Raw genomic sequence first — 14,842 nt, forward strand, 5'->3', positions numbered from 1 at the left:
TATTGTATTTAATATATTGATTTGTAAATTAATGTCAATTTATTATTCTCGATTGATCGATGAAGGAAATGGCAGAATAATCATAACTGATCCATTTCTTAGACTGAAAGTTAACAAAAATTTTGATGCAAAATTTATAGTTAATGGTAACGTTACAATAAGTTCGCATATTGGTGGAAGATCACCAGTTGTTATATGTTTAGGAATAAATTCTATTTTAAAGATTGATGGAGATTTCATTATTGGTAATGGAGTAAAAATTGATTTGAGTGATAAAGCTAATTTATATATTGGAGGAAAAGATTTAGAATCAGGTTCTGGAATTACGGCTGACACAATATTGATGTGTAATAAAAAAATTCATATTGGGAAAGATTTTTTATGCGCATGGGGTGTATTTATTAGCGATTCTGATTGGCATAAGATTGGTGGACAACAACATCAAATAGATGTTATTATTGGTGATCACGTATGGGTTGCAAATAACTCTTCAATATTAAAAGGTTCAGTCATTGGAAATAATTCAATAATTGCTGGTCAGAGTAAAATTATTAATAAAGAATACGCTCCAAATTCTTTATTAGCTGGTATACCTGCAAAAGTGGTTAAAACTGATATTAATTGGTCAAGAGATATTATCTAGTTTAATGTCAATGATTTAGTGTTTTAAGTTGTGTTTTAAAGCTTTAAAGGATATTGCCTCAAGATTTACTATCAATAAAGAATAAATAATTAAGGTTATATTTTCATACCTAGACCTTTTAAAAGTTTAGGAAAAAATATTTATTATTAAACATGAAGAATTTGAAAAAGGAAAACAATTATTTTATATATGATCAGCCTATAGTTATAAATTTTAAATTTTATACAAAACTATTATTGTTATCAGTCCTAGATATTGTTTATATTATTATACTTAAATTGTATAATAATAAAATAAAAAAGAAAGAATTTGGCGTGTCAATTTGTGCGATATTTAAGAATGAGGCTCATAACATGAAAGAATGGATTGAATTTCATAGAATTGTAGGGATTGAACATTTTTATCTTTATAACAATTTTTCAAATGACAATTACTTAGAAGTTTTAGATTCTTACGTAAAGGATGGTTTAGTTACTTTGATTGAATGGCCCGTAGAAAAAGGTCAATTTCCAGCATATCAGCATTTTTATGAAAATTACAGAAATTCAACTAATTGGGTGACTTTTTTAGATTTAGATGAATTTGTAACTCCATTTTATAAAAAAACAATTTCTGAATGGTTAATAAATTATAAAAATTATCCTTGTATCGTACTTTATTGGAAAATGTTTGGGAGCTCTGGTAAAATACAACATGATTTTGATAAATTAACTACCGAGCAGTACACTGTGAGTTGGGATAAAATGGCAACAGTGGGAAAAGTCTTTTTGAATACTGATTTTGATATTTCGTCATTTGATGCTAATGTTCATCATGCAACAGTGGTCAAGGTTAAATTATTCAATAGATTATTTTTGATACCACCAATAAATGAATTTAAGAAAATTATCCGATGGGATATCCATAGAATGGGCTTTTTAAATAAATCATTTACTATTCAAATTAATCATTATTGGAGTAAATCTTTTGGTTATTATTTTGAAAATAAGGTTAAGAGAGGCGATGTGAATAATCATGATAGAACGATTGATCAATTTTATTATACTGAATTTTTTAATAGATCTTCTGATTATAAAATTTTCAAATATTTAATTGAGTTGCGTAGAGCATTGGGGCAAACCAAAACAATGGAAATAGATGAGTAATGCATCACAAAAGCAGATTCTTAGAGCTACAAGTATTATAGGAGGGACACAATTTTTGACTATTGCAATTGGCATTCTTAGAACCAAAATTTTGGCTATATTACTAGGGCCTTATGGTTTAGGTATGGTAGGGATGTTCCAATCTATAATTGATTTGGTCCGCAATCTTACTGGTTTTGGAATTAATTACAGTGCAGTAAAAGATGTCGCAGAGGCAGAAGCTTCTGGTGAAATACAAAGAGTTAATCAAACTATTACGGTATTAAGAAGTTTGGTATTATGGACAGGTTTTCTAGGATTTACTTTAACTGTAATTCTGGCACAACCATTGAGTATATTCACTTTCGGTAATGGGGATAACGCCTTAAGTGTTGCATGTTTGTCAATAACACTTCTTTTAACTAGTATTTCCGGAGGACAATTAGCATTGCTGCAAGGAAAACGTGAAATAAAATTTATGGCTTTAGCATCATTATATGGTGCTGTATATAGTACTTTGATTAGTATTGTAATTTACTATTTTTTCGGAGTAAGTGGTATAGTGCCAGTACTAATTCTTTCTTCAATTATACCTTTAATTCTCTCTTCTTATTACTCAAGAAAAATTTCTTATAGTAGACAGCAATTACCAATTAAGCTAATAGTGTCAAAAGGGCTAGGAATGGCTAAATTAGGCTTTTTTATTGTGGTTAGTGGTTTTATGGCTACTCTGACGCTTTATTTGATTCGGATAATTATTGCTGACAAAATGAACATAGAGGGGGTTGGTTTTTTTCAGGCGTCTTGGATGATAAGTACTACATATATAGGAATTATACTGAATGCAATGTTATCTGATTTTTTTCCTCGATTGAGCGCAATTAATAATGATAAAAATGAATCTAATAAGTTAGTAAATGAGCAATTAGAGATAGCATTAGTTTTAGGCACTCCAATGATAATTTTTTTAATAGCTTCTGCAAGTTTTTTAATTAAATTATTATACAGTGCTTCTTTTACAAGTACGGTTTCTATTTTGCAATGGCAACTTTTTGGGGCTTTTTTTACTTTAATTTCTTGGCCATTAGGGGTTTTGTTTTTAGCTAAGAATAAAGGTAAATTCTCTGTGACCACGGATGCCTTATGGTGTCTATTGTTTTTAGGAATAGTATATTTTGGATGGAATTACTATAGTTTTGTTGTTCTGGGAATTGGTGACTCGATAGCACTTTTCTTTAAGTTACTGCTAGTGATTTTTTTAGTTAAGAAAATTAATGGCTTTTACTTTAGCAAAAAAAACATATTAAATATTGGGTTTTATGGTTTATTTACATTTTTAACCATGTTAAATGTTCTTTTTTTTGAAAGTTATAGTCAATATTTTATAAGTGCTTTATTATTAGTAGTTGTTGGTATTAAAAGTTTAAAGACATTAAACAATCTGTATAATTTTAAAGAAAAGTTTAAGAAATTGAAACTATGAAAAAATTAGAATTAAAAGATATACAGTCAGTTTATACAAAGTTAAAACAAAATGCAAAGTTAGAGTTTGATAATGGAAATTATGAAGAATCATTAAAATATATAGAGACTTGTGCGGAAACTGCGTATATGTTTAATTGGATTTACACTGATGATGATTTAGAAAATTTGTTGGCTTCTATTTCTGAGGCTGTATTACCAAAAGATAATTCATTTAGTCCAATAAAAGAAAAAGTTGTATTCTATGATGTTTTTGCACTTGATAATAGAGGATTAACCCAACAATACATTCGAGCATTAAAAAGTTTGGACGTTGAATTATTATTTATTTTTGAAGGAAAGAATCTGTCTCATTCCAAAAAAATTGTAGATGAAATTTCTTCCTATCCTAAAGCTGAATTTTTTGTTGTAGATGACAATCTACCCCGGATAGATAAAATGAGGGTTATTTTTAATAAAGTAGTTTCGTTTCGACCTGAAAAAGCTTTTTTACATTTGTATCCATCAAGTGCTGTTGCTGTCAGCGTTTGGAATAGTTTATCATCTGCTATAAGATATCAGGTAAATTTAACTGATCACGCATTTTGGCTGGGTACAAAATGTATTGATTACAGTTTGGAGTTTAGAAATTATGGTAAAACTGTTTCGCTAGAGAAAAGAGGACTATTGTCTTCCCAGCTCTTGTTGCAGCCATTTTACCCTATTACAGATTGTAAGCCTTTTATTGGATTCCCATCTCGAATTAAAGAGGATGCAATAAAAATTTTTACCGGTGGCGCTTTCTACAAAATGTACGGTAAATCTGGACTTTTTTTTGAATTAATTAAGATTCTTTTGGCAATTGATAGCAAGGTAGTTTTGTTAATTGCAGGAAGTGGTGATGTCAAACCTTTGAATGATTTTATAGTTTCCCATAATTTCGAAGATAGAATATTTTTACTTGGTTCAAGATCTGATATTACGCATGTATTTGAAAATAGTGATATTTATTTAAGTACATATCCCTTAACAGGTGGACTAATGGGGCAATATGCTGCTGTAAGTTCTAAACCAATATTATCATTTACCACATCAGACATACCATGTAATTTTATTGAGGGATTTGTTGGATGGAATATTACGGATGATTTTAATATTACACATACTAATCTTGAATCTTTTGAATCTTATGCTAAACGATTAATTTTGGATGATGCATATAGGTTAAGCGAGGGCAATAATAATGCTAAACATATCATATCTTCTGATGAATTTTCTAAAAATTTAACAAAGATATTTTCTAATAATGTGTTAGAATCATCATTTTTAAAAGAAGAAATAGATTATGATGTTTTTACCAATTATTATTTAGATTGTGAAAATAATTATTTGAAGCAGTTTAATTATTTAATAGTTAGTCGTTTAAAACTAAATGCTTTCAAATTTTATCCAAGAGCTTTTTGTTCATTTAAACTTTATAAAGATATATACCAAGTATTAAAAAATAAGTAATTCTCCTAGTTTAGTAAATGAAAGTAATATTTAAACTTTTTTTAAAATCTGTAATATATGTATTTTACATTTTGTTTCCATGCAAAATGTTTCATTATTTTAATATACGATTCAATCAATTGTACTCTATGTGGAAAGCAAATGATTTTAAAAAAATTGGGGATAATTTTAATATTCGATATCCCTTATATTTACATGGCGGAAAATATATTACAATTGATGACAGTTTTACTTCTGATGTGAGATTACGTTTAGAAGCTTATGATATGCATTTAGGAGAAAAATTTTATCCTTCTATTAGAATTGGCAAAAATGTTAGTATAAATTCAGATTGCCATATTGGAGCAATAAATGAGATTATAATTGAAGAAGGTGTTCTAATAGCTAGTAAAGTTTTTATTACAGATCACTATCACGGCGATATAACTAGTGACGCAATTCTTGTACCTCCTTATGTACGAAAATTATATAGTAAAGGGCCGATTAAAATTGAAAAAAATGTTTGGATTGGAGAGGGAGTCGTTATTTTGCCTAATGTCATAATTGGTGAGAATAGCATTATTGGAGCCAATTCAGTTATAACCAAAAATATTCCTAAAAATTCAGTGGCAGGTGGTAATCCTGCTAAAATAATAAGAACGTTATGATTAAAAAAGTTGCTTTTACAATTTGTGCCAAAAACTATATAGGATTAGCACAAGTTCTAGAAAAATCAATAAAAAAATATAATGATGATCTTGATTTTTACATATTTGTAGTTGATGAATTTGTTGAATCAGATAAGGCAATCATAGGTAAGAAATCGGCACTCCCAAATAATATTATAGTTGCGAAAGATGTTTTAAATTATACATCAGAAAAATGGAAGGAAATGAGTTTTAAGTATAATCTTACTGAATTTTGTACTTCTATTAAATCTATGTGTTTTTCATATCTTTTTGAAGAAAAAAGATATGAAAAAGGAATTTTCTTTGATCCTGATATTTTAATTTTTAACTCATTAGATTCTGTTTTTGATAATCTAACGTCGCATTCAATCATTTTAACTCCTCATGTTTTAAATGTTAATTCCATTTCAAAAAAAATTAGGGATAATGATATGATGAATACTGGTGTTTTTAATTTGGGATTTATTGCATTGAAAAATAATGAAGTTTCTTCAAGATTGTTAAAATGGTGGAACGAGAGATTAATAGACTATTGTTATATTGATTATTACGAAGGATATTTTACTGATCAAAAATGGATGGATTTCATTCCAGGATATTTCAACAAAGGGGAGCTTTTAGTGAGTGATAACATAGGTATGAATGTTGCGCCTTGGAATTTTGATGAGCGTGAATTAGTTGTAGAAAAGAATGTTTTTTATATTAAGGATCGAATTGATGGAAAAGATATGGTTCCATTGTTATTTACACATTATTCTGGATTTGATTATTCGATGTTAATTTTAGGTAAAATTCATCATACCACTGTTCGTGGATTACAAGTTTTTAACGATTTACTTCCTCTATTTAAAGAGTATGAAAAAGTTCTTAATGAAAGTAGTTTTAAGAATTACTTGAAAATGAAATATTCTTATAGTCAGTATGATAATTCATCTCCAATTTTAAATGTTCACAGACGTTTATATCGTAGATTACTCAGTGATGAGAAAATCGATGGCAATCCATTTATTACAACAGATGATAAATCTTTTTATTCTATACTAAAAGCTAATAAGATGATTACCCATCAAGTGAGTACCATAGATAAATCAAATAGGTTCAATACATCTAATATGGAGGGTAAAATAAAATTTATTAATAATTTCTTTAGATTGCTTTATAAAATAGTTGGACACCAAAGGTATTTTATGCTCCTTAAAGTTTTAAGAGAATATTCAAAAGTAGAAAACCATGTTCATGTAATTGATAAATCTTACATGAAGAATAACATTTTATCGACTAAGTAATTTGTTCTCAATTAATAGATGGAATTAGTTTTTAATGGTTTTATTTTTTAACAACATGATTATATTCTAAAGAGAAAGAGATATGGATGAATTATTAATGATGGATTATGAAATATCATACTCTACTCTTCTTTTTGTTTTTCTTTTTGTTTTTGGAATGTTTTATCCAATATTTAGAATTACAAAAACCGTTTTTAAACGAATTTTTATTTTCCTTTTTGTTCTGTCGTACTTTATTTATTCAGGTATTGGAATTAGTATTTTAAACGATGATGGGCAATACTTGTTCTTTTTCATCTTTTATACCATAGTTTTAGTTTTTTCATTTTTTATATTTCGGAATAGTACCATAAAGATTAAGCTGAATGATATACAAATCGAATCTATTATTGATAAGTACGGTTTGTTTTTTATATTTATTTATAATTTCTGTCTGGTATCACTTTTGTTTTTTCCTGAATTTAAGTTGCTTAACTTAATTTCTCCACCCAGAGTAGATGCATCCTCAATGATGGAAGGTATTCAAGGGAAAAAAGAATCGGGATGGTTTAGCTTTGTAAATGTCTTTATTAATATTTTAGTGCCATTTTACTATATGGCATTAATAAAATTTAAAAAAAGGCCTTTTTTTCTACTGTTCTTTTTGGTTTTACCAATTTATATAAATTATTGTTATTCATCTTACGCGGCAAGAACAACTATGGTTTTAACTTTTATTTTGTTTGTTTCATTATTATACTATTATAATGAAGCACATAGACGAATAATTGTTATTTCTAGCTTAGTTTTCTTATTTTTTTCAGTTTCATTTCTTACAACATATCAATCGTTAAGAATGGGAGTTGAGGTTACAGATATTCCATTTAGCACCGCTGTTGATGGTTTATTTAGGATAGAGTGTACTTTTCCGACCTGGTTTCATACAATTTATGATTATGCATCTAAAAATGATACTCATATTGGTGAATATCTAATTTGGTTCATAACACAGCCAATTCCAGGTTTTTTAAAATCTTGGATAACTGATTTTAATCAAAATGTATCTATTGCGGAACTTCTGTTAGGAATGGGAAAGGATGATTCTCTTGATTTTTTCGTGCCATTGACAGGTATAATAGGAGAATCTGTTTTTGTATTTGGGCGCTATCTATTTTTTCTTCATGCAATACTTATTGGTGCAGTATTAAACACCTTTATCAATTTTTTAGAATCTAGAAATAGTTTTAAGGTACTTATGATTTATTCTATAATTTATATTGGACTTGCAATTGGAAGGGCAGGATCAACAGGAGCGGTGGCTTATCCATACATGCTTAAAACAATGGTTTATGTCCCATTCTTATTATTTGTGTTGAATCTTAAATTTAAAAAATGAAAATATTGTTTATATCATATTTTAATGGTCAACTGGATAGTGGTGGCGGAATGTGTTCAAATCGTAATTTGAAATCTTTGAAAACAATTTATGGTAAAGAAAATGTTCTATTGTACTCTATAAGTAGGACTCCTAAAAAAAAAAATGAAAGTAAATTACTTTGGAATTTAAAAAATATTTCCGTTGATATTTTCGAATTTGGTTTTGGTGGACTAAACACTTTTCACAAAAAAGAAATAGTTGACATAATAAATAAATTAAAGATAGCTACTGTTTTTATTGATTCATCTCTTTTTGGAATTTTAAGCAAAAAAATTAAGGTACAATTTCCAACAATTAATGTAGTCACTTTTTTTCATAATGTAGAATATAAGTTCTTTCTACAAGAAATATTAAAGAAAAAAAATTACTTTCTATTTTATCGCATTTTGTTAGCCTATTTTAGTGAAAAGATGGCCTGCAAATATTCTAATAAGATAATCTCATTAAATCAGCGAGATAAAAATGAGCTAATGTCGCTTTATAAGAGAAAGCCTGATATGATAATTCCAATTAGTATGGAAAACAGCTATAATAAAACTCCCTCAGATATTACAAATGATGTTAAAATAGCATTATTTGTTGGGTCTTATTTTTTTCCAAATGTGCAAGGCATTAAGTGGTTTTTAGAAAACGTAATGCCGAAAACTAACATTAGGCTAATAGTAGTAGGGAAAGATATGGATAAACTTAAGAATGAAATTTCTCAGGAAATTGATAATCTTGAAATATATAGTTCTGTTCCTAATTTGACGGAATACTACGAAAAGGCAGATTTTGTAGTTCTCCCTATTTTTTCTGGGGGGGGGATGAAAGTAAAAACTGCTGAGGCTTTAATGTTTGGTAAGTTTTTAGTAGGGACGACGGAAGCCTTTGTTGGATATGAAATTAGTAACAAAGTAGGCATTTGTTGTGATGAAGAAGAAGAAATGGTTAAAATAATTACCAATTTAGATAATTCATTTAAGTATAATGAGCCTTCTAAAGAGTTGTTTTTAGAAAAGTATTCATTTGATTCCACAATTAATAAGTTCAGAATAGTATTAAATTAAAATTATTTGAAAAAATTCTTTGTAATTTGTTTATAGAAAGCATTTTTGTTAAATAGAAAAATAATAGTCAAGTACAGTTTGATATGAGTGTAAATAAAGAAATCTATATAAATGGGCGCTTTCTTAGTCATAAAATGGATGGAATAAGCAGATTTTCACTTGAAATTTGTAAACAACTAAAAAAAAGAAATTTAAATTTTAAGATTATTGTGCCTACATGGCTTGAATACGAAAACAATGAAGATTTCAAAATAGTAAAAACAGGCAATTTAAAATCTCATTTCTGGGAACAGATAGATTTACAGAGATTTTTGAAATCTCAAGGAAGTCCATTGCTCGTTAATTTTTCAGGATTGGGACCAATATTTTACAAGAATCAGGTTATTACAATTCATGATTTATCTTTTTATGCTAATAAAAAGTGGTTTTCTAAAACCTACACTTTTTTTTATAGGAATGCTACCCCTATCTTAGCTCGTAATGCTATCAAAATACTCTCAGTCAGTAATTTTTCAAAGAATGAAATTGTTAAATATTTAAAAGTTAGTGAGAAAAAAATTGAAGTGATATATAATGCCGTGAGTGATACTATAAATCCTTCTCGAAATAATGAGATAAGTACTTCTAACATAAATTATATTCTAGATTATAAATATATATTAGCAGTTTGCTCAATTGATCCGAGAAAAAACCTGCAAAGACTAATAGATTCATTTTCAGAATTAAACTTGCCTGATATTAAACTTGTTCTGGTAGGAAAAAAATCTAACCATTTTAATGTTAAACTAAAGTCAGATTCTAATAATATTATTTTTGCAGGTTTTGTTTCTGATTTCGAGTTGGCAATGTTGTATGATAACTGTGATTTCTTTATTTATCCATCATTATACGAAGGCTTTGGAATTCCTCCCTTAGAAGCAATGTATAAAGAAAGCGCCACTATTGTTTCTGATATTCCAAGTTTGCGAGAAGTATGTGCAGATGCAGCTATTTATGTAAACCCTTATGACACGGAAAGTATTAAAAAAGGGATCTTAAAGCTCATTGATAATTCAGTTTTAAAAGAAGAAATGAGAATAAAAGGAAAAGCACGCAGTACTTTTTTTAAATGGGAGGATTCTGGAGAAAAAGTTTATAATTTAATTAAAAATATTGCTGTTTAAATATGAAAGTAGTTCAGCTGGTAAAATACTATGATCCATGTCAAGGAGGCATGGAAAGTGTGGTTAAAAATTTAGTTGAAGGCGTTGTTGATTGTTCTGAAGATATTGATTTTACAGTTTATTCGAATAATCACTTAAAGAGTTTTGTCAAAGTAAAAAAATATATAGGCAGAATTACCATTCTTAAAGAGATTACTCCTATTTTTCTTAAAAGTCAACCTTTGAATTTGAGATATCCGGCATTAAAGAAATTGATATATGAGAATGATATAATTCACCATCATTATCCTTTTCCTACCATGGAAGTAAGTTTGCTATGGTATCTTAAAAAGGTTAAAAATAAAAAACTTATTATTACTTGGCATGCAAATATCAAGAATTCTCGCTGGAGTTGGATTGAGAAATTTTACAATCCTATAATTAAAAAGTTACTAGATAGGGCAGATTATATTATTGTAACTTCTCCTCAACTTTTTGAGGCTTCTGATATTTTAAAGAATTATAAAGAAAAAACGAAGGTAATTCCTTTGAGTTTTGATCCAAGTTATAAAATTTTAACAGGAAAAGAAATGCCTGAAAATAGAAATTTTGAGCTGCTTTTTGTAGGTAAATTGAGAAAATATAAAGGCGTAGAATATTTAATCAATGCAATTAAAACATTACCTGTAAAATTGACAATTGTTGGAAATGGAGAAGAATTAGAAACTTTGAGAGAACAAGTTAAAGAACTTGATATTTCTCATAAAGTTGTATTTGTAACAAATGCAAATGATGCTCAGTTGGCTCAGATTTACAAAAATTCAGATTTATTTATCCTGCCATCTATAAATGAAGCGGAAGCCTTTGGTGTTGTTCAATTAGAAGCAATGGCTAATGGTCTTCCTGTTATCAACACAAATCTTGAGTCAGGTGTTCCATACGTGTCATTAAATGATTTTTCAGGAATAACTGTAGAGCCTAAATCTTCAGAAAATTTAAGGATGGCTATTTCTAAAATTATTGAAAACAAAGAATTATATGAATTGTTTTCAAAAAATGCTTTAGATAGGTCAAGATTATTTACTAGAGAGAAGATGTCAGAAGCATATAAGAACTTATACAATGAGTAAGATAATTTCTATAACTGGAAGTTCTGGTTTTGTTGGCCGTAATTTGGCAGAAAATTTAATAAAGAATTCTTTCTTTATAGATTATATTTCTTTGCGAAATTCAAATTGGATAAATAATTTAGGAGGAAATGCTTTGATTCATCTAGCTGGAAAAGCACATGATACAAAAAACATAAGTGATTCTCAAGAATATTTTAAAGTTAACAGTGAATTAACTATAGAACTATTTAATGCATTTTTAGCCAGTGAAATTGAAGATTTTATTTATTTCAGTAGTGTTAAGGCGGTTGCAGATGAGGTAGAAGATGTTCTTTTTGAAAATATTGTTGCTAGTCCAAAAACACCTTATGGCTTATCAAAATTAAAAGCTGAAGAATATATTTTATCAAAAGAAATTCCAGAAGGAAAAAGAATTTTTATTATTCGGCCTTGTATGATTCATGGGCCGGGAAATAAAGGAAATCTGAATTTACTTTTTAATGTAGTCAAGAAAGGAATGCCTTACCCTTTGGCATCTTTTAACAATGAAAGATCGTTTTTAAGCATTGACAACCTTAATTTTTTAATAAAAGAAATACTTGAAAATAAGGAAATTCCTTCTGGGATTTATAATTTTTCTGATGACGAAGTTTTATCTACAAATGACGTAGTAAAAATAATGTCAGCAGTTTTAAATAAAAAAGAAAAGTTGGTAAAAGTTCCCAAAGGACTCATTATTAGTATGGGTAAAGTAGGTGATTTCATTAATTTTCCGTTGAATTCAGAGACTATCCAAAAATTAACAGAAAATTATAGAGTTTCGAACCAAAAGATAAAATTAGCGATAGGAATTAATAAATTACCTAATACAGCACAACAAGGCTTAGAAAAAACAATAAAAAGTTTTATAAATAAATAATGGAGTACACAATTTTAGGAATTGTTTTAATGATTATAATGCTGCTTTATTTTAAAATAGCAGATCGGTTTAATATTATTGATAAACCTAATTTAAGAAGTTCACATACCGAAATAACATTAAGAGGAGGTGGAATCATTTTTTGGTTTTCTGTGTTGCTTTATTTTGTACAGAATGTTCAAAATAATTACTTTTTCTTTACAGGAATTACCCTTGTCAGCTTAGTCAGTTTTTGGGATGACATTCAAAGTCTGTCAAACAAAATTAGAATCTCGATCCATTTTCTTGCTATTTCTTTAATATTTTATGATCTGGGCTTGTTCGATTTATTGCCGCTTTGGGGAATTTTGGCCGCGTACGTTTTAGCAGTCGGTTTGATTAATGCTTATAATTTCATGGATGGAATTAATGGAATTACAGGTCTATACACTTTGGTAGTAATGGGCGCACTATTGTATGTAAATACAAAAATTCAGCTTTTTACTGATGGAGCTTTCATAAAATATGCCATGATGGCAAGTGTAGTTTTTTTGTTTTTCAATTACAGAAAAAGAGCAAAGTGCTTTGCTGGTGATGTCGGAAGTATTGCGATTGCATTTTGGATTATTTATTTGATTTCGAAACTTATTTTGGTTACTAATTCTCTTATTTGGCTATTGTTTCTTGCAGTATATGGCGTTGATGCTATTTGTACAATTGTTCATCGCCTTTATTTAAAACAAAATATTTTTGAAGCTCATCGTTTGCATTTATATCAAGTTCTGAGTAACGAATATAAAATACAGCACCGTTTAGTTTCTCTGTATTATGCACTACTTCAAATTGGAGTTTCTTGTTTAGTTGTTTTTCTTTATCAAAAAGTACAAGACATTGTTTTGTTTTCAATTGTACTTGTTCCATTGCTTTTAGTTTATTCGCTAAAATTTTATTTATTAAGTAAAAGCAAACTAAGATTAGAACTATGATTCCTAAAATAATTCAAGGCGGAAATTTTACAGATCATCGCGGGAGTATTTCCTATGTAAACGATTTCAGTTTTACTGATATTGAAAGATTTTATATCATAAGCAACTCATGTGAAAATCCAATACGGGCTTGGCAAGGACATAAATTAGATGCTAAAAATTTTTATTGTTTAGCAGGTTCTTTCAATATTCATTTCATAAAAATTGATAATTGGGAAAATCCATCAAAAGATTTAATCATTGAGACTATTTTTGTTTCAGAAGCAGATAGTAAAATTGTCCATATTCCTGCAGGCTATGCAAATGCAGTAGAATCCTTGGAAGAAAATTCAAAATTAATGTCATTTTCGACTTTGCCCTTAACAAAAGTTGAGGAAGACGATGTTCGTTATCCTTCAGATTATTGGATTATTAAAAATGACTAGTAAACGAATTTATTTATCATTATCTGAGGAGAGCGGTTTTGAGCAAGAATATATCCAGAAAGCTTTAAAGTCAAATTGGATTACTTCGGGAGGGCCAAATGTAAACGAGTTTGAGAATGAATTGCAGAATTATTTCGGTCAAGATAATTTTGTAGCAGCATTAAACTCTGGAACATCAGCAATACATTTGGCTTTGGTTTTATTGGGAGTTAAAGAAGGCGATGAGGTGATATGTCAAAGTATGACATTTTCTGCTTCAGCAAATCCTATTTTGTATCAAAATGCAACTCCTGTTTTTATAGACAGTGAATCAGAGACATGGAATATTTGCCCAGAGCAATTAGAGATTGCTATTAAGGATCGAATTAAAAAAGGAAAAAAACCTAAAGCAATTATTGCGGTTCATTTATATGGTATGCCTTATAAAGTTGATGAAGTGCATGCAATCGCTGATAAATATGAAATACCAATTGTTGAAGATAGTGCAGAAGCTTTAGGAAGCAAGTACAAAGGAAAGAAATGTGGTAGTTTTGGTTATTATGGAGTTTTGTCCTTTAATGGAAATAAAATTATTACAACTTCTAGCGGGGGAGCATTAATTGCAAACTCGAATGAGAAAAAAGAGAAAGTAATATTTTATGCCACTCAATCAAAGGATGAGGCAGTTCATTATCAACATAGTGAAATTGGTTATAATTATAGAATGAGTAATATTTGCGCAGGTATTGGTCTTGGACAAATGACTATTTTAGAAAAGAATATTGATTTAAGAAGAAGTAATCATTTTTTTTATAAAGAAGTTTTTGAGAAAATGGAAGACATCGAACTTTTTGATAATTTAAATGAGGATTATTTTTCGAATTACTGGCTAAATGCCGTATTGTTAAAAACAAAAGAGCAAAGAGAAAATTTGAGACTTGCTTTTGATAATGCAAATATAGAATGTCGCCCTTTATGGAAGCCTATGCATTTACAGCCAATTTTTGAAAAACATCCCTACTACGGAAGTAATATTGCAGAAGAATTATTTAAAAGAGGTTTATGCCTGCCATCAGGATCAAATTTAAAAAACGAAGATAAAATAAGAATAAAAGAAGTTATTTGTAATTTCTCCGAGTAAGA

General features: G+C 28.5%; 14 protein-coding genes. All 14 read left to right on the forward strand.

The window, feature by feature from the left end; genetic code table 11:
- Nucleotides 1-31: 31 nt before the first annotated feature.
- The 14 genes from EYY60_RS09600 (at nucleotide 32) to EYY60_RS09665 (ending at nucleotide 14,840) form a co-directional block, all read left to right on the forward strand.
- Entirely contained in the window at nucleotides 32-643 is a 612-nt protein-coding gene (locus tag EYY60_RS09600) for an acyltransferase (protein WP_162847868.1), read from the forward strand.
- 161 nt (nucleotides 644-804) lie between these two features.
- The gene (locus EYY60_RS09605) at nucleotides 805-1,788 is read left to right on the forward strand and encodes a glycosyltransferase family 92 protein (RefSeq protein ID WP_162847869.1); all 984 of its coding nucleotides are present in this window, start codon (nucleotides 805-807) and stop codon (nucleotides 1,786-1,788) included.
- Nucleotides 1,781-3,250 carry an O-antigen translocase gene (locus EYY60_RS09610; protein WP_132989134.1) on the forward strand — a complete coding sequence of 490 codons (1,470 nt, stop codon included), beginning with the start codon at nucleotides 1,781-1,783 and terminating at the stop codon, nucleotides 3,248-3,250. Before EYY60_RS09605 ends, EYY60_RS09610 begins: the two co-directional genes overlap by 8 nt.
- Complete coding sequence (locus EYY60_RS09615) at nucleotides 3,247-4,740, forward strand: glycosyltransferase family protein (protein ID WP_132989135.1); 1,494 nt, start codon at nucleotides 3,247-3,249, stop codon at nucleotides 4,738-4,740. The genes EYY60_RS09610 and EYY60_RS09615 overlap by 4 nt, the downstream gene beginning before the upstream one ends.
- Nucleotides 4,741-4,868: 128 nt before the next feature.
- On the forward strand, nucleotides 4,869-5,387 hold the full coding sequence (locus EYY60_RS09620) for a DapH/DapD/GlmU-related protein (RefSeq protein WP_132989136.1): 519 nt from the start codon (nucleotides 4,869-4,871) through the stop codon (nucleotides 5,385-5,387).
- Complete coding sequence (locus EYY60_RS09625; protein ID WP_132989137.1) at nucleotides 5,384-6,694, forward strand: glycosyltransferase family protein; 1,311 nt, start codon at nucleotides 5,384-5,386, stop codon at nucleotides 6,692-6,694. The genes EYY60_RS09620 and EYY60_RS09625 overlap by 4 nt, the downstream gene beginning before the upstream one ends.
- A gap of 82 nt (nucleotides 6,695-6,776) precedes the next feature.
- Complete coding sequence (locus EYY60_RS09630; protein WP_132989138.1) at nucleotides 6,777-8,069, forward strand: hypothetical protein; 1,293 nt, start codon at nucleotides 6,777-6,779, stop codon at nucleotides 8,067-8,069.
- Nucleotides 8,066-9,160: a glycosyltransferase gene (locus tag EYY60_RS09635; RefSeq protein ID WP_132989139.1), complete on the forward strand. Its 1,095-nt coding sequence runs from the start codon at nucleotides 8,066-8,068 to the stop codon at nucleotides 9,158-9,160. The genes EYY60_RS09630 and EYY60_RS09635 overlap by 4 nt, the downstream gene beginning before the upstream one ends.
- 83 nt (nucleotides 9,161-9,243) lie before the next feature.
- Nucleotides 9,244-10,323 (forward strand): glycosyltransferase family 4 protein, encoded by a 1,080-nt coding sequence (locus tag EYY60_RS09640; RefSeq protein WP_132989140.1) that lies wholly within the window; start codon nucleotides 9,244-9,246, stop codon nucleotides 10,321-10,323.
- A 2-nt stretch (nucleotides 10,324-10,325) separates the two neighbouring features.
- Nucleotides 10,326-11,432 (forward strand): glycosyltransferase, encoded by a 1,107-nt coding sequence (locus tag EYY60_RS09645; protein WP_132989141.1) that lies wholly within the window; start codon nucleotides 10,326-10,328, stop codon nucleotides 11,430-11,432.
- Nucleotides 11,425-12,330, forward strand: coding sequence for an NAD-dependent epimerase/dehydratase family protein (locus EYY60_RS09650; protein ID WP_132989142.1), 906 nt, complete (start codon nucleotides 11,425-11,427; stop codon nucleotides 12,328-12,330). The genes EYY60_RS09645 and EYY60_RS09650 overlap by 8 nt, the downstream gene beginning before the upstream one ends.
- Complete coding sequence (locus EYY60_RS09655; protein ID WP_132989143.1) at nucleotides 12,330-13,295, forward strand: MraY family glycosyltransferase; 966 nt, start codon at nucleotides 12,330-12,332, stop codon at nucleotides 13,293-13,295. Before EYY60_RS09650 ends, EYY60_RS09655 begins: the two co-directional genes overlap by 1 nt.
- Nucleotides 13,292-13,720, forward strand: coding sequence for a cupin domain-containing protein (locus tag EYY60_RS09660; RefSeq protein ID WP_132989144.1), 429 nt, complete (start codon nucleotides 13,292-13,294; stop codon nucleotides 13,718-13,720). Before EYY60_RS09655 ends, EYY60_RS09660 begins: the two co-directional genes overlap by 4 nt.
- Nucleotides 13,713-14,840: a DegT/DnrJ/EryC1/StrS family aminotransferase gene (locus EYY60_RS09665; protein ID WP_132989145.1), complete on the forward strand. Its 1,128-nt coding sequence runs from the start codon at nucleotides 13,713-13,715 to the stop codon at nucleotides 14,838-14,840. Before EYY60_RS09660 ends, EYY60_RS09665 begins: the two co-directional genes overlap by 8 nt.
- The last annotated feature ends 2 nt before the right edge of the window (nucleotides 14,841-14,842 follow it).

The sequence above is a fragment of the Flavobacterium zhairuonense genome (assembly GCF_004352915.1).
Taxonomy (GTDB): domain Bacteria; phylum Bacteroidota; class Bacteroidia; order Flavobacteriales; family Flavobacteriaceae; genus Flavobacterium; species Flavobacterium zhairuonense.